The 19,689-nt window shown below is 69.8% G+C and carries 11 protein-coding genes; 10 read left to right on the top strand and 1 reads right to left on the bottom strand.

The window, feature by feature from the left end; all coding sequences use genetic code 11:
* Window positions 1–309: 309 nt before the first annotated feature.
* The 7 genes from FHS74_RS21595 (at window position 310) to FHS74_RS21565 (ending at window position 12,282) form a co-directional block, all read left to right on the top strand.
* Window positions 310–5,748 carry a beta strand repeat-containing protein gene (locus FHS74_RS21595; RefSeq protein ID WP_184804994.1) on the top strand — a complete coding sequence of 1,813 codons (5,439 nt, stop codon included), beginning with the start codon at window positions 310–312 and terminating at the stop codon, window positions 5,746–5,748.
* A gap of 6 nt (window positions 5,749–5,754) precedes the next feature.
* Window positions 5,755–7,788: an O-linked N-acetylglucosamine transferase, SPINDLY family protein gene (locus FHS74_RS21590; protein WP_184804991.1), complete on the top strand. Its 2,034-nt coding sequence runs from the start codon at window positions 5,755–5,757 to the stop codon at window positions 7,786–7,788.
* Between the two features lie 121 nt (window positions 7,789–7,909).
* Complete coding sequence (locus tag FHS74_RS21585; RefSeq protein WP_184804988.1) at window positions 7,910–8,260, top strand: YciI family protein; 351 nt, start codon at window positions 7,910–7,912, stop codon at window positions 8,258–8,260.
* Window positions 8,261–8,346: 86 nt separating this feature from the next.
* Entirely contained in the window at window positions 8,347–9,507 is a 1,161-nt protein-coding gene (locus FHS74_RS21580; RefSeq protein ID WP_211106468.1) for a DUF6596 domain-containing protein, read from the top strand.
* Between the two features lie 105 nt (window positions 9,508–9,612).
* Complete coding sequence (locus FHS74_RS21575; protein ID WP_184804985.1) at window positions 9,613–10,053, top strand: baeRF12 domain-containing protein; 441 nt, start codon at window positions 9,613–9,615, stop codon at window positions 10,051–10,053.
* Window positions 10,054–10,158: 105 nt separating this feature from the next.
* Window positions 10,159–11,061: an ROK family protein gene (locus FHS74_RS21570; RefSeq protein ID WP_184804982.1), complete on the top strand. Its 903-nt coding sequence runs from the start codon at window positions 10,159–10,161 to the stop codon at window positions 11,059–11,061.
* Window positions 11,062–11,160: 99 nt separating this feature from the next.
* Window positions 11,161–12,282, top strand: a complete 1,122-nt coding sequence (locus FHS74_RS21565; protein WP_184804979.1) for a LacI family DNA-binding transcriptional regulator — start codon at window positions 11,161–11,163, stop codon at window positions 12,280–12,282.
* Here the strand turns inward: FHS74_RS21565 and FHS74_RS21560 are convergent.
* Window positions 12,251–13,837 (bottom strand): sodium:solute symporter, encoded by a 1,587-nt coding sequence (locus FHS74_RS21560; protein WP_184804977.1) that lies wholly within the window; start codon window positions 13,835–13,837, stop codon window positions 12,251–12,253. The two genes, FHS74_RS21565 and FHS74_RS21560, sit on opposite strands and share 32 nt — an antisense overlap.
* A gap of 347 nt (window positions 13,838–14,184) precedes the next feature.
* Between FHS74_RS21560 and FHS74_RS21555 the strand changes: the two genes are divergently transcribed.
* The 3 genes from FHS74_RS21555 (at window position 14,185) to FHS74_RS21545 (ending at window position 19,565) form a co-directional block, all read left to right on the top strand.
* The gene (locus FHS74_RS21555; protein WP_184804974.1) at window positions 14,185–16,653 is read left to right on the top strand and encodes a TonB-dependent receptor; all 2,469 of its coding nucleotides are present in this window, start codon (window positions 14,185–14,187) and stop codon (window positions 16,651–16,653) included.
* Window positions 16,654–16,791: 138 nt separating this feature from the next.
* Window positions 16,792–18,666 carry an alpha-amylase family glycosyl hydrolase gene (locus FHS74_RS21550; protein ID WP_184804971.1) on the top strand — a complete coding sequence of 625 codons (1,875 nt, stop codon included), beginning with the start codon at window positions 16,792–16,794 and terminating at the stop codon, window positions 18,664–18,666.
* The gene (locus tag FHS74_RS21545) at window positions 18,663–19,565 is read left to right on the top strand and encodes an ROK family protein (RefSeq protein ID WP_184804968.1); all 903 of its coding nucleotides are present in this window, start codon (window positions 18,663–18,665) and stop codon (window positions 19,563–19,565) included. The genes FHS74_RS21550 and FHS74_RS21545 overlap by 4 nt, the downstream gene beginning before the upstream one ends.
* The last annotated feature ends 124 nt before the right edge of the window (window positions 19,566–19,689 follow it).

Here is a 19,689-nt window from a genome sequence, read left to right as displayed (position 1 = left end):
CGGTATAGAAATGATCTGCCTGGGCCAAGGCCTTACGCCGGTATACGCCCGCCCCTGCCGCCAACGGCGGAAAGCGGCGATGGCGAAGCGCGACGGGCATGGCCCCCTTTGTACGGCATGGGTTGGCTGTCCGTCAGCACACTGGCGCGGGCAGCGCATCGGAGACAAGCGGAATCCCGGTGGGGCCCCCCACCCCTGGTCCATTTTGTCGCAGGGGAATCCGGAAAGACCGCCTGTTAGCGCCCCCACCGCCGTTCAAAGCAGATGAGCGATCACGTGTCGTGGCCGCGAAGAGGTGCCGCCCTGCCCATGGTTTCATCCGTTTCCACAATGACGGTGACGCAAATCGCGTCCCTGTCCACCTCCGCCATCCAGGCGTTGACGGCGACGGACATCGCGGCCCTGAGCCTGACCCAGATCAGCGCGCTGACGACCACCGAGATCGAGGCGCTGACCGGCACCCAGCTGGCGGACCTGTCCACCAAGCAGATGGGCGGCCTGACCACCACCCAGATCGCCGTCCTCACCACCGGGCAGATCACGTTCAACGCCGCGCAGTTCCATGTGCTGCTGGCAGCGCAGATCGCCGCTTTCGGCACCGAAGAGATCGCGGCGCTGACCACCACGCAGTTGCAGGGCATCACCACCACCGGCATCGCCGCCTTGACGCTGACCCAGGTGGGGGCCCTGACCACCACCGAGATCCAGGGCCTGACCACCACCCAGATCAAGGCCCTGGAGGTGACGGATCTCGCGTCGCTGAACGCCACCCAGTTCGCGGCGTTGACAACCCAGCAAGTGGCCGCCCTGACCACGACGCAGATCAAAAGCCTGACCAGCACCCAACTGCAGTCGCTGTCCGACACCCAATTGGCCGCCCTGAGCTCGGGACAGCTGGCGGCATTGACCACCACCCAGGTCGGCACCCTGACGGCGACCGAGATCGCGGCCCTGTCGGCCACCCAGGTCAAGGGCCTCACCAAGGTGGAGATGGCGGCCCTCAGCCTGGCCCAGCTGGACGCCCTGACGGTTACCCAAATGGCCGCGCTGACCACCTCGGCCCTGGCGGGGTTGTCGTCCACGGAACTGGCCAGCCTGGAGGCGACGCAGCTGGCGGCATTGACCGCCACCCAGGTGGCGGCCCTGACCGGCACCGCCCTGACCGGGCTGACGGCGACCGAGATCACGGGCCTGACCACCACCCAGGTGAAGGCGCTGACCAGCACCCAGATCAACTATCTGGCGGATACCCAACTCGCGGCGCTGACCACTGAACAGATCGCGGCGCTGAGCGCCGCGCAGATGAAGGGCTTGAGCGCCACGGACATCGGCGCCCTCAGCCTGGATCAGCTGGCGGTACTCAGCACCACCCAGATCGCCGGCCTGACCGCCACCCAGGCCAAGGGCCTGACGACGACGGAGATCGCGGCACTCTCGGTCACCCAAGCGGCCAGCCTGAGCGCGGCGGCCCTCGCCGCCCTGTCCACCACCCAGCTGGCGGCGCTGAGCGCGGACCAGATGGCGGGGCTCAGCACCACCCAGGTCAAGGGCCTGACCGCCACCGAGATCGCGGCCCTGTCGACCACGCAGCTGGCCGCCTTGTCGGCCACCCAGATGGCCGCCTTGACCACCACCCAGGCCAAAGCCCTGACGGCGACGGAGGTGGCGACCCTCAGCACCACCCAGGTGGCGGCCTTGTCGGCGGCGCAACTGGCGGCCTTCAGCCTGGCCAGCGCCGCGGCGCTGACGACCGATCAGCTGGCCGTCCTGACCACCACCCAGGTCCGGGGCCTGACCGCCACCGAGATCGCCAAGCTCAGCACCACCCAGATCGCGGCGCTCAGCGCCACCCAGGTGGCCGCGCTGACCGTCACCCAGGTTAAGGGCCTGACGACGACGGAACTGGCCGCCTTCAACGACACGCAGGTCGACGCCCTGTCGGCCACGCAGCTGGCGGCCCTGACCACCTCGCAGATCAAGGGCCTGACCGCCACCGAGCTGTCGGATCTGTCGGCCACCCAGTTGGCGGGGTGGTCGGCGACCCAATTGGGTGCCCTGACCACCACCCAGATCGGCGCCCTGTCGGCCACGCAACTCGCCGGCCTGACGGCGACGCAGGTCAAGGGCATTTCCGCCGCCGATATCGCCGCCCTGACCACCACCCAGCTGGCGGCACTCTCCACCACCCAGGTGGCGGCACTGACCACCACGCAAATCAAGGGCCTGACGGCGACGGAGGTGGGCGAACTGTCAACCGACCAGCTGGCGGCACTGACCGCGACCCAGATGAGCGCCTTGTCCGTGTCGGGCATCGGCGGGCTGACCACAGCGGAGATCGCCGCGCTGAGCACCACCCAGGTGCGGGGCATCAGCACCACCGACCTGGCGGCCCTGTCCCTGGACCAGCTGGCCGCCCTGTCATCGGACCAGATGGCGGCGCTGACGGTGACCCAGGTGCGCGGCCTGACAACCACGGAAGTGGCGGCCCTGTCGTCCAACCAGCTGGCGGCGCTGACCACCACCCAGATCGCCGGCCTGACCACCACCGGCGCCAGCACGCTGACCGCCACGGCGGTGGACCAGCTGACCACCAGCCAGGTGGCCGCCCTGACCGCCACCGCCATCGCCGCCCTGACCACCACCCAGATCGCCGTGCTGGACACCGACCAGATCGCCGCGATCTCCACCAAGGCCATCAGCGGCCTGACCAAGACGGAACTGGCCGCCCTGTCGACCGACCAGCTGGCCGCCCTGTCGGCGACGCAGTTGGCGGCATTGACCACCACCCAGATCAAGAACCTGACGACGACAGCCCTTGCGGCGCTGAGCAGCGACCAGGTGGCCGGCCTGACCACCACCCAGATCGCGGCCTTCACCACCACCGGCATCGGCGCCCTGACGACCACGGAGATCGCGGGCCTCAGCACCGCCCAGATCCAGGCTCTGACCACCACGGCCGTCACCGTCCTGGCGGACACGCAGCTGGCCGCCCTGACCGTCACCCAGATCGGGGCGATGACCACCACCCAGGTGAAGGCGCTGACCGCCACGGAGGTGAGCGACCTGTCCGATGTCCAGCTGGACGCCCTGACCTCCACCCAGATCGGCGTGCTGACCACAACGGCGCTGTCCGGCCTGACCGAGACGGACATCGCCACGCTCAGCACCACCCAGCTGGCGGGCCTGACGGCGACGGAAATCGCGGCCCTGGCCGATACCCAGCTGGCCTCCCTGGCCGCCGACCAGTTGGCGGCGCTGACCACCACCCAGGTCAAGGGCCTGACGGCGACGGAGGTGGGGAATCTCAGCGTCGACCAACTGGCCGGGCTCAGCGCCACCCAGATCGCGGCCCTGACCACCAGCGCCATCGGCGGCCTGAACGAAACGGACATCGACAGCCTGTCCGACGACCAGCTGGCGGCCCTGACCGCCACCCAGATGGGGGCGCTGACCACCACCGCCATCGGACAGCTGACCCCGACCATGATCGCGGACTTCAGCACCACCCAGGTGGCGGGCTTGAGCGTTTCCGGCCTGGCCGCCCTGACCCTTACCCAGCTGGCCGCCTTGAGCGCCACCCAGGTGGCGGCGCTGACCACCACCCAGATGAAGGCCCTGACCGATACCGAGGTGGCGGCCCTGTCGGATGATCAGCTGGCGGCGCTGAGCACCAGCCAGATCGCGGCGCTCAGCACCACGGGGATCAGCGGCCTGACGGAAACGCAGCTGGACGGCTTGACGGCCACGCAACTGGCGGCCCTGACCAGCACGGAAATCGGGGCGCTGAGCACCACGCTGTTCGCCGCCCTGTCGGCGGACCAGATCGCGGCGCTGACCACCACCCAGGTGAAGGGGCTGACGGCGGATGAGATCTCCGCCCTCTCGACCGACCAGCTGGCCGCCCTCAGCGCCACGCAGGTGGCGGCGCTGTCCAGTTCCGGCGTGGGCGGCTTCACCGCGACCGAGGTCGTGCGCCTGACCACCACCCAGTTCGCGGCCTTGACCAGCACGGAGCTGGCGGCGCTGAGCAGCACCGCCATCGCCGCCCTGACCACGGACCAGATCGCGGCGCTGACCACCATCCAGATCAGCGGCCTGATCGCGACCAAGGCGGCGGCCCTGACCACCACCCAGGTGGCGGCCCTCAGCACCACGCAGCTGGCCGCCTTCACCACCACGGCCATCAGCGGCCTGACGGCGACGGAAGTCGCCGCCCTGTCCACCACCCAATTGCAGCGGCTGACCACCACGCAGATGGCGGCCCTGTCCACCACCGCCATCACCGGGCTGACCGCGACGCAGGTGGACACCCTGACCACCACGCAACTGCGCGCCCTCACCTCCACCCAGATCAGCGCGCTGACCAGCACCGCCGTGGGAGAGCTTTCCACCAGCGACATCGCCGCCTTGACCACGACCCAGGTGAAGGGATTGACCGCCACGGAAGTGGCGGAACTGACGACCGTCCAGCTGGCCGCCCTGACCTCCGCCCAGATGGCGGTGCTGACCACCTCGGCCCTGGCCGGACTGACGGCGACGGAGGTCGCGGCATTGAGCACGGTGCAACTGGGCGCCTTGTCTTCCACCCAGATCGCCGCATTCAGCAGCACCGGCATCGGCGGACTGACCGTGACGGAAATGGCGGCGCTGACCACCACCCAGATGAAGGGCCTGACGGCGACCGAGGTCGGCGCCCTGTCCGCGACCCAGATCTCCGCCCTGACGACGACGCAGATGGCGGTGATGTCGGCCACCCAGTTCAAGGGGTTGACGAGCGCGGAGGTCGCGGCCTTGACCACCAACCAGCTGGCCAGCCTGACGACCACCCAGATGGCGTCGTTCAGCACCACCGGCATCGGTGGACTGACCGCCAGCCAGATGGCGCTGCTGAGCACCACCCAGGTGGGGGCGTTGAGCGCGACGGAGATCGGCGCCTTGTCCAGCGACGCCGTCGCCGCGCTGGGCGCGGACGCCCTGGACGCGCTGACCACCACCCAGATCGCGGGTTTGACCGAAACCGGGATCGAGGCCCTGACCGCCACCCAATGGAGCGAACTGACGACCACCCAGATCGCGGCCCTGTCCACCACCGCCATCGCCGACATGACGGAAACGGCTGTGGCCGCCATGACGACCACCCAGCTGGCGGCGCTGACCGCCACCCAGCTCGGGGCGTTGTCCACCACCGGGGTGGGCGCCCTGACGGCGACGGAGGTGGCCTTGCTGACCACCACGCAGCTGGCGGCGCTGACGGCCACGCAGATCGCCGTGCTGTCGACCAGCGCCATCGGCGGGCTCACGGCGACGGAGCTGAAGGCCCTGTCCACCACCCAGATCGACGCGCTGACCCGCATCCAGCTGCGGACCCTGAGCACGACACAGTTGGCGGCGTTGACGGGCACGCAGTTGGCGTCGCTGACCACCAGCCAGATCACCAATCTGACGGTGACGGAGGTGCAGTCGCTGAGCGACACCCAGTTCGCGGCCCTGACCTCCACCCTTTTGGGGGCGATGACCACGACCCAGATCAGCTACCTGACGACGACGGAGGTGGCGGCGCTGTCCGCCACCCAGCTGGCTGGGCTGACCACCAGCCAGATCGGCGCCCTGGCCGATACCGAGATCGCCCAGCTGACGGCCGACCAGATCGACAGCCTGACCGCCACCCAGATCGACGCCTTCACCACCACCCAGATGGCCGGCATGTCCGATACGCAGCTGGCCGCCCTGCAAGCCGCCGTGACCTGATCCCCCATGCCCGACGACCTGACCTCCCCCGCCGCGCCGGCGACGCCGGCACCGTCGCTGGACCTGTCCCGCCTGATCCAGACGGCGGACGCCCTGCGCCGCGCCGGCCTGCTGCCCCAGGCGCGCCTGTTGTACGACCGGTGGATCGCCGAGAATCCCGACCACCCCCTGCTGTACGCCACGCTGTTCAACCACGGCGTCATGCTGACCGAGGCGGGCGACCTCGCGGCGGCACGTGATTGCCTACAGCGGGCCGTGGATCTCAATCCCGACTTCCTGCCCGCCGCCATCAATCTGGGCCGGGTGCTGGAACGCGTGGCGGGGCCGGGCCCGGCGCTGGTCCAATGGCAGGCGGCGGTGGCCCGCCTGGCGCCCGTGACCGGCAACGCCATCCACCACAAGACCGTGGCCCTGAACCAGTCGGCGCGCGTGCTGGAGGCCACCGGCCAGGATGCGGCGGCCGAAGCGCAGCTGCGCCAAAGCCTGGACATCGATCCCCGCCAGGCGGAAGCGATCCAGCACCTGCTGGCCCTACGCCAGCGCCAGTGCGCCTGGCCGGTGGTGCAGCCGTGGGAGCGGATGGACGCCGCCACCCTGCTGGGCGGCATGTCGCCCCTGTCCATCGCGGCCCACACCGACGACCCGCTGCTGCACCTGGCCATGGCCTGGCACTACAACAAGACGGAGGTCGGGATACCGGCGACACCGCCCATCACCGACCATTGGGCCGCCCGCGCCGCCGGGCAGGGCGGGCCGCTGCGCATCGGCTATCTGTCGTCCGACCTGCGCGAACACGCGATCGGCCATCTGATGGCGGAGGTTTTCGCCCTGCATGACCCGGCCGAGGTCGAGGTGCACGCCTATTATTGCGGCCCCGCCACCGACGACGCCATGCACGCCCGCTATCGCGCCAGCGCCCACCGCTGGACCGACCTGGCCAGCCTGGACGACACCGCCGCCGCCCGCCGCATGGCCGACGACGGCATCCAAATCCTGGTGGACGTGAACGGCTACACCCGGGAAGGCAGGCCCAAGCTGCTGGCGCATCGGCCGGCGCCGGTCATCGTCAACTGGCTGGGCTTCCCCGGCACGACGGGCAGCCCCTACCATCACTACATCATCGCCGACGACTGGATCATCCCGCCGGAGTCGGAGCGGTATTACAGCGAGCGGGTGCTGCGCCTGCCCTGCTACCAGCCCAACGACCGGCAGCGGAAGGTCGCGGCCGACCGCCCCACGCGCGAACAGGCCGGCCTGCCGGCGGAAGGTGCCGTGTTCTGCTGCTTCAATGGCGCCCACAAGATCACGCCCCACACCTTCGATCGCTGGCTGACCATCCTGGCCCGCGTGCCGGACAGCGTGCTGTGGCTGCTGTCCAGCACCGACGGCGCCCATGCCCGCCTGCGCGCCGTGGCGGCGGCGAAGGGCATCGCGCCGGAACGGCTGGTGTTCGCGCCCAAGCTGGCCAATCCCCAGCACCTGGCGCGCTATCCTCTGGCCGACCTGTTCCTGGACACTTGCCCCTATGGCGCCCACACCACGGCCAGCGACGCCCTGTGGATGGGGGTGCCGGTGCTGACCCTGGACGGTCGGGGTTTCGCCGCCCGCGTCTGCGGCAGCCTGGTCCGGGCCGCAGGCCTGCCCAACCTGGTCTGCGCCACCCCGCAGGACTATGTCGACCGCGCCGTGGCCCTGGGCCGCGACGCGGGCCTGCGGCGGCACTACCGCGACCGCCTGGCCGCCAGCCGCGACAGCTGCACCCTGTTCGACATGCCCGGCCTGGTCCGCGCGCTGGAAGGGCTGTACCGCGATATGTGGGCCGCCTGCCGGGACGGCCGCCTGCCCCGCCCGGACCTGCGCAATCTGGAGGTCTATTGGGAGGTGGGCACGGCCCAGGACCATGAGGGGGTGGAGGTGCAGGCCCTGCCGGACTATGCCGGGTGGTGGCGGGGCGCCCTGGCCCGCCACCACGCCCACCGGCCCATCCCGCCGGACGGACGGATGTGGATGGAAGGGAGGGAAAGCGCGGCGGTTACTTGAGCATGGCTGAAAAATTTTCCACGCTGGGAATGGTCCGCTGTCGATTCCGACGCCCCTCGCCCGTCTCTTGGGGCACCGGGTGCCGGGACGGCGCCCCAAACCGCGATGGAAAGGCTTTCCCATGCATTACGCCCTGCTGATTTACGAGGATGAGGCCGTCTACGGTGATGAACCGGACAGCCCGGCCCTGCAGGCCATCATCGGCCAGCACATGGCCTTCGCCGGAAGCCTGGGCGCCGCCCGCGTGGGTGGCGCCGGCCTGGCGGGGACCACCAGCGCCACCACGGTGCGGACCACCGGCGGGGTGAAGACGGTGCACGACGGCCCCTACGCCGAAACCAAGGAGCAGCTGGGCGGCTTCTACCTGATCGAGGCGCCGGACCTGGACTCGGCATTGGCCATCGCGCGCCGCGTGCCCCTGGCCGCCAACGGCGCGGTGGAGGTGCGGCCCCTGCTGGAGGTGCCGACCTGAGCGCCCCACCCGATACGGGTACGGCACTGGCGCGGGCGCTGCTGGACCAGCAGGCCCGCGACCGGGGGCGGCTGATCGCGGCCCTGGTGGCGAAGTTCCGCGACCTGGACATCGCGGAGGAGGCCGCGGCCGAAGCCTACGCCCGGGCGGCGCGAAGTTGGCGGGACGGCACCTTGCCGGCCCGGCCCGACGCCTGGCTGTACCGGGTGGCGGAACGCGTCGCCCTCGACATGCTGGGGCGTCGGCGGACGGCCGCCCGCCTGGCGCCGGAACCGCCGCCGCCCGTGCCCAGCGCGGAGGATTTGGCCCTGGACGACGATCGGCTGATCCCCGATGAACGACTGCGCCTGATCTTCGTCTGCTGCCATCCCGCGGTGGCGGTGGAGGCGCGGGCGGCCTTGACGCTGCGCCTGGTCTGCGGCCTGACCACGGCGGAGATCGCCAGCGCCTTCCTGTTGCCGGAGCCGACGCTGGCCCAGCGTCTGGTGCGCGCCAAGCGCAAGATCGCCCAGGCCGGCGTCCCTTTCGAGATTCCCGGCCCCGCCGCCTGGCCTGAACGGCTGGATGCCGTGCTGTCGACGCTGGAGGTCGCCTACGCCAAGGCGCACGAGGACGCGGCCGGCGCCAGCCCGCACGCCGGCTACGCCACCGAGATCCTGGGTCTGACCCGGGTGCTGGCGGAGCTGCTGCCGGCGGAAGCCGAAGTGCTGTCACTGGCGGCGCTGGTGCGCTATGCCGAAGCCCGGCGGCCAGCGCGCCTGGACGCGGACGGCGCCTCTGTCCCCCTGGCGGAGCAGGACCCCGCTCTGTGGCGCCGGGACCTGATCACCGCCGCCGAGGGCCTGCTGATCCGCGCGGCGGCCCTGGCGCCCAGCGGCCCGCGCGCCCTGCAGGCCGCCATCCAGGCGGCGTGGTGCGCGCGGGCAAGCCTGGCCCAGCCGGCACCCTGGCGCCGGGTGCTGCGCCTGTACGACGCGCTGCTGTCCCTGCGCGACGACCCGGTGGTACGGCTGAACCGCGCCGTGGCCCTGGCGGAAGTGGCGGGGCCCGAAGCCGCCTGGGCGGAGCTGGCCTTGCTCGACGCGGCGGCACTGGCCCGCTTCATCCCCTATCATGCCGTGCGCGCCGAGCTGCTGCGGCGCCTGGATCGGCGGACAGAGGCGGGCGACGCCTACCAGGCCGCTCTGGACCTCGCCCCCCCGCTGGCGGAGCGCCGTTGGCTGGCCAGGCAAATGGCGGCGCTCTGACGAAGGGAACCAATCCCGCGCCCAACCGTTTCCGAAAAGGCGCCGTTCCGACTCAGGGGCTTCACGGGTCAGGGCGGCACGAACTTACCGGGAAGGAGCAAGGCGATGGACGGCGTGGTGATTGCCCGGCACAGCTGGGTGGTGACGTGTGACGGGGCCAAAATGCTGGTCCTGCGCAACGATGGCGACGCGCACGACCTCTACCTCACGGTGCAATACAGCGAAAGCCGCCCCACCACCCCCTCGCGGGAACTGGGGACGGGCCAGCCCGGCCGGGTGCAATTCGGCACCCTGCGCAGCGCCACGGACGAAACGGACGGGCAGGCGCAGGCGGAAGCGGATTTCCTGGCCCATGTCGCCCGGCGACTGGACACCATGGTGCAAAATGGCACCGTCGGCCGCATGGTGCTGGCCGCCCCGCCCAAGGCCCTGGGCATCCTGCGCCACCACCTGACACCCGCCACGCGCGATATCATCGTGGCGGAGGTCGCGAAGGACCTGACCCACCTGCCGGTGCGCGACATCCAGATGGTGCTGGCCGCTTGATCCAAGCCCTTCAACGCGATGGATGACAGAGGGGCCTCCGCCCTTGGGTTGTCAGGCGGGTTCGCGCTTGGCAGGATGCCCGCCTGACACGCGGGAGGGTTCGGCATGAAGCGCATCGGGGCGGTTGAACTGGGCGGCACCAAGGCCGTCGTGGGGGCGGCGGTGATGGACGGCGCGACGCGGCCACGGCCCATCGACACCCTCCGCATCCCCACGACCACGCCGGCGGAGACGCTGGCCCGCTGCGCCGAGGCCTTGCAGGGCCTGGCCACGCGCATGGGCGGGCTGGACGCCGTGGGTGTCGCCAGCTTCGGCCCGCTGCAGCTGGACCCGCAGCACCCCGGTTATGGCGGCATCACCCGTACCCCCAAGCCCGGCTGGGCCGGCGCGCCCGTGCGCGACCACCTGGCCGACGCGCTGGGTGTCCCCGTCGCCATCGATACCGACGTCAACGGCGCCGCCCTGGGCGAAGGGCGATGGGGCGCCGCCCAGGGGCTGGACAGCCATGTCTACGTCACCGTGGGCACCGGCATCGGTGTCGGCGTGGTCGTCGGCGGCCGGCCGCAGCATGGCCTGGTCCATCCCGAAGGCGGCCACCTGCTGGTGCGCCGCGACCCGGTGCTGGACCCCTACGGCGGCCATTGCCCCTATCACGCCGATTGCCTGGAGGGCCTGGCCTGCGGCCCCGCCATCGAGGCGCGCATCGGCCGGCCGGCCACCGACCTGCCCGACGACCACCCCGTCTGGGACCTGGTGGGCGGCTATCTGGGCCAGATGGTCGCCAACCTGCTGTTCGTCCTGTCGCCCCAGCGCATCGTCATCGGCGGCGGCGTGGGCGGCCGGCCCGGCCTGCTGACTCGCGTGCGCCACCACGCCCACCGCCACATCGGCGGCTACATCGACCATCCCGCTTTGGCCGACGGTTTAAGCGGCTTCATCGTGCCCCCGGGACTGGACACGGGGTCCGGATTGGCGGGCGCCCTGGCGCTGGGCTGGGACGCCGCGTGAGTCGCGGGCGGCCCGTCAGGGGCCGGCCCCTTTCAGGACTGCGGCGCGTGCCCCGGCTACTGTTGTATGGTCGTGCGGTTGAATTGTCAGGATCAGGACATGGCTGAGAAGCCGGCCGCGACGGCCGCCCCGCACTCCCCACCCGCCGCCTCCACCGCCCAGGAAGGGCAGGCGAAAGTGAAGGCGGGCGTGGTCAAGATGGATGACATCGCCCGCATGGCGGGGGTTTCCAAATCGACCGTGTCACGCGCCCTGTCGGGTAGCCCGCTGGTGAATGAAGAGACGCGGGTTCGCATCCAGGCCCTGGTGGAGTCCCATTCCTACCGGGTCGACACCCGGGCGCAAGGCCTGCGCAAGGGACAGACGCGCACCATCGCGGTGGTCATCCCCTTGCTGCACGAACACGACCAGCCCATTTCCGACCCCTTCTTCCTGGAACTGCTGGGCCATATCGCCGACGCCGTCGCCGATCATGGATACGACCTGCTGCTGTCCAAGATCGGGCCGGGCCGCGCGTCGGGCATGACGGATCTGGTGGACACCGGCCGGGTGGACGGGCTGATCGCCATCGGCCAGAGCACCGCCCACCTCGGGCTGGAACAGCTGGCGGCCCGCAATCTGCCGCTGGTGGTCTGGGGCGCCCAGCTGGCGGATCAGCACTATGTGACGGTGGGATCGGACAATCGCGCCGGCGCTGAACGCGCCGTGAGCCATCTGATCGCCCAGGGACGGCGGCGCATCGTCTTCCTCGGGCAGCGGTCGGTGCCGGAAATGCGCCTGCGCCACGACGGGTACGTCGCGGCGCTGGAGGCCGCCGGCATCACGCCCGATCCGGCGCTGGACGTTCCCACGCGCTTCGCCAGCGCGGCGGCACTGACGGCGATGCGCAGCCTTCTCTGCGGGGGTGCCTCCTTCGACGCGGTCTTCGCCTGTTCCGACGTCATCGCCATCAGCGCCATCCGCGCCCTGCAGGACCAGGGACTCACGGTGCCCGAGGATGTGGCCGTGGTTGGCTACGACGACATCCAGATGGCGGCCTTCTACAATCCCGCCCTGACCACCGTGCGTCAGGACACCGCCACGGGCGGCCGCCTGCTGGTGGACCTCCTGTTCGCCCAGATCGCCGGCCGCTCCGCCCGCTCGGTCATGCTGCCGACCGAGCTGGTGGTGCGGGCCAGCAGCGGCACCGTCAGCGGAACCACACCACCAGCACCGCGGTGAGGCCCAGGAGGGCAAGGGACAGGACGCGGTAGTTCATCCAAAACGGCTGGCCCGCCAAGGTCGCCGTCTCCGCCCGGAAAACCGTGGGTGTCCAGACCAGGGCGGCCCCGTCGCTGGGTTTGCCGTCGCCGGTGACCAGGCTGACCACCACCAGGATGACCGCGGAGGCCAGGACCAGCAGCGGCGCCATCAGCAGGAAGTGGGGCCCGCCGTGCCCCAGGACCACGCAATAGACGAACAAGCCCAGCCCCAGGACCAGCCCGCCGGAAAAGGCGGCGAAAGCCCCGGTGGCATTGGCCCGCGCCCAGAACAGCCCCACCAGGAACAGGGCGACGACCGGCGGCACGGCATAGGCCAGGATCGCCTGCAGATATTGCCACAGCGAGCCGAACCGGGCGATCTGCGGCGCCCACAGCACGGCCAGCCCCATGAAGGCCAGGGTCGCCAGACGCCCGGTGGTAACCAGCCGCCTTTCCCCCAAATGGGGCCAGCGCAAGCGCACGAAATCCATCGTGACCAGGGTGGAGGCCGAATTGAAGGTGGAGGCGGTGGCCGACATGATGGCCGACAGGAAGCCCGCCACCACCAGGCCGACGACGCCGGCCGGCAGCAGCTTGAACACCAGCGACGGATAGACCAGGTCGCCCCGGGGCAGCCCGGGGAACAGCAGCAGGGCGGCGGTGCCCGGCAGCACCATCAGGAACAACACCGGCAGCTTCAGCAGGCCGGCGAACAGGCACCCCCAGCGGCCGTGATCGATGCTCTTGGCGGACAAAACGCGCTGCACCATGAACTGGTTGGTGCACCAGAAGTAAAAGCCGATAAGGGGCACACCCGTCACCAGGCCGGTCCACGGCAGGACCGGATCGTCCGCCGGCCGGATCAGGCTCAGCATTTCCGGTTTGGTGGCGGCCATGACGGCATCCCAGCCACCGGCCTGCGCGAACGCCATGACGGCGATGACGGCGGCGGCGGTCAGCAGCAGCACGGCCTGGATGGTCTCGGTCACCATGACGGCGGCCAAGCCCCCCGCCGTGGTGTAGATGCCGGCCCCCAGCGCCAGCAGCAGGACGATGACGCCCATGGGCACGCCCGGGAAAGCCAGCTGGAACATCAGCGCCCCGCCGTACAGCGTGCCGGCGGTGTCGACCGCGATGTTCAGGAACAGGGTGAGGGCCGAGAACAGCAGGCGCGACCGCCGATCATAGCGCCGTTCCAGGAATTCGGGCGTGGTGTACACCCCCGTCTTCAACAGGAAGGGCAGCAGGAAAATGCAGAAGAAGACCAGGACCACCCCCGCCATCCACTCATAGTCGAAGACGGCGATACCGTGATCATAGGCGGCGCCCGCCAGGCCGATCAGCGTGGTGCTGGAAATGTTGGAGGCCAGCAGGGCCAGGCCGATGACGGGCCAGGTCTTGGACTTGTGGGCCAGGAAATAGTCCGAGGCCGTGCGTTGGCGGCGGCTGACCGCCAACCCGATGGCGATGATCGCCACGACATACACCAGGATGATCGCCACATCCCAGGACCCCAGCGGACTGCCGCCGTTCATCCCATCCTCCCTTGATCTTTTTTCCGCCGTTTGGTCCGGGCTCCGGTCCCGGCGAGACGCACCTTGACCGCGCCGACGGCGAATTGCAATCGGTTGTATAAAAATTTGCATCGTCCAGGCGCTGCATCTGGCCGGCACCCCCATCGGGGCTGTGGAAATCGTCAATATTCGCAAGATATTGGCGCCGATCCTGGCCAGTTCGGGCAGGCGACCACCCAAGGAAGACCGATTGAAAGGGGGATTGCAATCGATTGTAGGATGTGTTTGGGTGATGGCGTTCAGGCGGCCGGGGAGGTCGCCGCGCGACAACGATCAATAAAAAAGAACACGACCTAGGGAGAACCATCATGAAGCGCCATCTGGCCTGCGCCCTGTTGCTGGGCGTCGCCGCCACCGTCACGCCCGCCCTCGCCGCTGAAGAGCAGGCCGCCAAGGAACAGCCGCAAACCGGGCTGGACCTGGATGAGATCGTCATCACCGCCACCGCCCTGCCCCAGACCAAGTTCAGCACCAGTGTTTCCGTCAGCACGCTGAACCCCGATCAGATCGCCCAGTCGGCCCCCAGCAGTGCCGCCGACATCCTGCGCAACATCCCCGGCTTCCGGGCGGAGGCGTCGGGCGGCGAGGGCAACGCCAACATCGCCGTGCGCGGCCTGCCGGTCGCGTCCGGCGGCGCCAAGTTCCTGCAATTGCAGGAGGACGGCCTGCCGATCATGCAGTTCGGCGACATCGCCTTCGGCACCGCCGACACCTATCTGCGCGCCGACTACAACGTCGCGCGGGTGGAAGCCATCCGCGGCGGTTCCGCCTCCACCTTCGCCAGCAACGCGCCGGGCGGCATCATCAACTTCGTCAGCGACACGGGCGAGAAAGAGGGCGGCGCCATCGGCCTGACACGCGGCCTGGACTATAACGAGACACGGGCCGACTTCGCCTATGGCGGCGCCATCGCGCCCGGCTGGCGCTTCCATGTCGGCGGCTATTACCACACCGGTGAAGGCCCCCGCTCCGTCGGCTACGACGACGCCATGAACGGCGGCCAGGTGAAGGCCAACGTGACGCGGGAACTGGACAAGGGCTTCATCCGCCTGGACTTCAAGTACCTGAACGACCGCTCGCCCGTTTACCTGCCGGTTCCGCTGGCCATTTCCGGTAGCGGCAGCAACCCGCACATCTCCTCCCTGGCCGGGTTCGACGCGCTCAGTGGCGCCTTCCAGTCGCCCTACTTCCGCAAGGATTTGACGCTGGACGCCAACGGCAACCGCCTGACCACCAACATCGGTGACGGCTATCATCCCGTCAGCACCGCGTTCGGTGGCGAAGCCTCGTTCGAGGTGGCGCCCGGCTGGACGCTGGATGACAAGTTCCGCGTGGCCGACAACACCGGCGACTTCGTCGGCCCCTACCCGCAGGAGGTGGACAAGGCTTCCGTCCTGGCGACGGAAATCGGCGGTGCCGGCGCCACCCTGCAATACGCCAGCGGCCCCAACGCCGGCCAGACGGTCAGCGCCGCGAGCGTGGGCGGCAACGGACTGGCGTCCCGCATCGCCCTGTTCAACGTCAAGCTCAATGACCTGGGCACCTACACCAACGACCTGAAGGTCACCAAGACGCTGGACACCCTGCCGCTCGGCAAGGGGGCCGTCTCCTTCGGTTATTACAAGGCCCGCCAGAACATCGACATGGACTGGCACTGGAACACCTATCTGGAAACGGTCAACGGCAAGGACGCCGTGCTGCTGAACGTGCTGAACGCCAGCGGCAAGACCGTCACCTCCAACGGCCTGGTCGCCTACGGCGCGCCCTACTGGGGCAATTGCTGCTCACGCAGCTATGACATGCACTATGATATCGACGCGCCCTACGCCGCCCTGAACTGGGCGTGGGACAAGCTGACGGTGGACGCCAGCCTGCGCTACGATTACGGCCATGCCTCGGGCAGCTACGCCGGCCCCACCGGCACCACGGCCGTGGACGTGAACCAGGACGGCGTGTTGCAGGTGCCGGAGCTGACGGTGCCGGTGGTCAACCAATCGGTGGTCAACCCGGTCAACTACGACTGGCACTACATCTCCTATTCCATCGGCGCCAACTACGCCATCGACCCCGACTTGGCCCTGTTCGTGCGCTACAGCGAGGGGGGGCGCGCCAACGCCGACCGCCTGGCCTTCGGCTCGATCAACGCCGACGGCTCCACCGCCTACCAGAACGCGGTGAACAAGGTGAAGCAGGCCGAAGGCGGCGTGAAATGGCGGTCGGACATCGGCGTGACGGTGTTCCTGACCGGCTTCTACGCCAATACGGAGGAGGCCAACCAGGACGTGACCTCCCTGACCCAGCGCTTCATCTCCCGCGTCTATGACGCGGAGGGCGCTGAACTGGAGGCCAGCTACCGCTACGGCGCCTTCCAGCTGGACGCGGGCGTCACCTACACCCATTCCCGCATCACCAAGGATGAGATCACGCCCAGCGACGTGGGCAACGTGCCCCAGCGCCAGGCGGACTTCGTCTACCAGATCACGCCGTCCTACGTCGGCAATGACTACAGCGTGGGCGTGAACATCATCGGCACGACCGACAGCTACGCCGACACCACCAACAAGCTGGTGATGCCGGGCTATGCCCAGGTCAACCTGTTCGCCACATACAACCTGACCAACGACATCGTCTGGTCCTTCTCCGCCAACAACCTGTTCAACACCCTGGGCCTGACGGAGGTGGACGGCACCACCGACGCGGTGCCCAGCAACGGCATCCTGCTGGCGCGGTCCATCAACGGCCGCACCTTCAAGACCGGCGTCAAATACAGCTTCTGATCTTGGCACCGGCTGGCGGGGCCCGCCTTCCCTCCCCGGGCGGCACCCCCCCGGGTGGGCGCCCACTCTTGGGCTCCCTCCCGTGGAAACACACCCGCCAGCCGGTTCTTTTTACCGATCATCCTGGGATTTCATGGCATGACCACTTCCCCCCCCAGCCGGGCCCCAAGCCGGGCCGAATCCCTGCGCGAGCGCCTGGACCGCCATTGGCCAACGGCCGAGGCGCTGCTGCGCCGCCTTTATGCCGGGGTTCCGGATGTGGAGGATTGGCTGGTCCGGGTGCGCGATGTCGTCTCCACGGCGGCGCTGAACCGGCCGGCCCCCGTGGCGGAGCGGGATGCCCGCCGGCTGGCGGAGCCCGATTGGTTCCAGCGCCCCGACCAGCTGGGCTATTGCTTCTATGTCGACCGTTTCGCCGGCACCCTGACCGGGGTTCAGGCGCGGCTGGGCTATCTGGCGGATCTGGGCGTCACCTATCTGCACGCCCTGCCCTTGCTGGCCATGCAATCGGGCGATAATGACGGCGGTTTCGCCGTGGCCGATTACCGTACGGTCGAACCCAGGTTGGGCCGGACGGAGGATCTGGCGGCGCTGGCCCAGGCGGCGCACGGCGCCGGCATGGTGCTGTGCCTGGACGTGGTGTGCAACCACACCGCCCGCGACCATGCCTGGGCCCGGGCGGCGCGGGCGGGCGACCCCCGCTACCGCGCCTATTACCATGTGCTGGAGAGCGCCGAAGCCGTGGCCGCTTATGAGGCCACGCTGGGCCAGGTGTTCCCCAAGACGGCGCCAGGCAACTTCACGCCGGAGCCCGCCCTGGTGGCGCGCGATGGCGGCCAAGCCTGGGTGTGGACCACCTTCTACCCCTATCAGTGGGACCTGAACTACGCCAACCCCGCCGTTTTCCAGGAAATGCTGGAGGTGCTGCTGCACCTGGCCAACCAGGGCGTGGACGTCTTCCGCCTGGACAGCACCCCCTTCCTGTGGAAGGCGCCGGGCACGGCCTGCCGGGGACTGCCGCAAACCCATTGGGTGGTGCGAGCCTGGCGGGCGCTGCTGGCCATCGCGGCCCCCGCCGTGCTGCTGAAGGGCGAGGCCATCGTCGATCCCGACGACGTCGTGTCCTTTTTCGGCCGGGACGACGCCACCGGGCTGCCGGCCGCCAATGAATGCCACCTGGCGTACAACAACGGCATGATGACCGCCCTGTGGCTGGCGCAGGCGACCGGCGACGCGGCCCCCGCCCACGCCCTGCTGGACCGGCTGGCGGTGCGCCCCCGGCAGGCCGCCTGGATCACCTATGTGCGCTGCCATGACGACATCATCTGGGATGCCTTGGCCGCCCTGATCCCACAGGAGACGCTGCACCGGGTTTCCGACTTCTACGCCGGCGCCACGCCCGGCAGCTACGCCCTGGGCGCCGCCTTCCAAGCGGACGGCGGTGGCGCCCCCAGCACCAATGGCATGGCCGCGTCGCTGGCGGGTCTGCGGCCCGACGGGCGCCCCGGCGAGCCGGACACGGACGCGGCGCTGGCCCGCCTGCTGCAGCTGTACCAGGTGACGTTGGCGCTGGATGGCCTGCCGGTCCTGTACATGGGCGATGAAATCGCGCTGACCAACGCCCCGCTCGACGGCTTGCCGGCGGGCGAGGGCCGCTGGCTGCATCGGCCGGACATGGACTGGAACCGGGCGGCCGGTCGCGATGACGGCACGACCGCCGCCGGCGCGTTCCACACCGCCCTGCGCCAGCTGATCCGGGCGCGCGCCACCCTGCCCGCCTTGCACGGTGCCGAACCGGCCCGCCCCTTGGCCGGTCTGCCTGCCGGGGTCCTGGGATTTGAGCGGATCGGTCCGCAACCGTTTCTGTGCCTCGCCAACCTGACCGGCCAGGCGGTCACGGTCTCGCTGCCTGCCTGGTCCGGCGGGCGGGACGCGGTGGAGGGAAGAGGCGTCGACCCGACGGCTTTGCCCTTTGGGCCATGGCAAACACGGTGGATTGAGGTCACACCATGAAACGTATCGGCGCAATAGAACTGGGTGGCACCAAAGCCGTCGTGGGGGCGGCGGTGATGGACGGCGCGATGCGGCCACGGCCCATCGACACCCTCCGCATCCCCACGACCACGCCGGCGGAGACGCTGGCCCGCTGCGCCGAGGCCTTGCGGGGCCTGGCCACACGCATGGGCGGGCTGGACGCCGTGGGCGTCGCCAGCTTCGGCCCGCTGCAACTGGACCCGCGACGCCCCGGTTACGGCGGCATCACCCGCACCCCCAAACCCGGCTGGGCCGGCGCGCCCGTGCGCGATCACCTGGCAGACGCGCTGGGTGTCCCCGTCGCCATCGACACCGACGTCAACGGCGCCGCCCTGGGCGAAGGGCGATGGGGCGCCGCCCAGGGGCTGAACAGCCATGTCTACGTCACCGTGGGCACCGGCATCGGTGTCGGCGTGGTCGTCGGCGGCCGGCCGCAGCATGGCCTGGTCCACCCCGAAGGCGGCCACCTGCTGGTGCGCCGCGACACGGCGCTGGACCCCTACGGCGGCCATTGCCCCTATCATGGCGATTGCCTGGAGGGCCTGGCCTGCGGCCCCGCCATCGAGGCGCGCGTGGGCCGGCCGGCCACCGACCTGCCCGACGACCACCCCGTCTGGGACTTGGTGGGCGATTATCTGGGCCAGATGGTCGCCAACCTGCTGTTCGTCCTGTCGCCCCAGCGCATCGTCATCGGCGGCGGCGTGGGCGGCCGGCCCGGCCTGCTGACGCGCGTGCGCCACCACGCCCACCGCCACATCGGCGGCTACATCGACCATCCCGCTTTGGCCGACGGTTTGAGCGGCTTCGTCGTGCCCCCGGGGCTGGACACGGGGTCCGGACTGGCCGGCGCCCTGGCGCTGGGCTGGGACGCCGCGTGAGTCGCGGGTAACCTGTCCCGCAACAGCCCCGGCGCACGCATGATTCACTACAGCGGTAAGCCCCCTTCCCAGAAGGATGGATGCAACCCGCCAGGTTCGTTTTAACCAAAAAGAGGAGATTGCG

Source organism: Nitrospirillum iridis (assembly GCF_014205765.1).
GTDB lineage: Bacteria > Pseudomonadota > Alphaproteobacteria > Azospirillales > Azospirillaceae > Nitrospirillum > Nitrospirillum iridis.
Note: the sequence above shows the minus strand (reverse complement) of the source record. Positions and strands in the feature narration are given on the sequence as shown.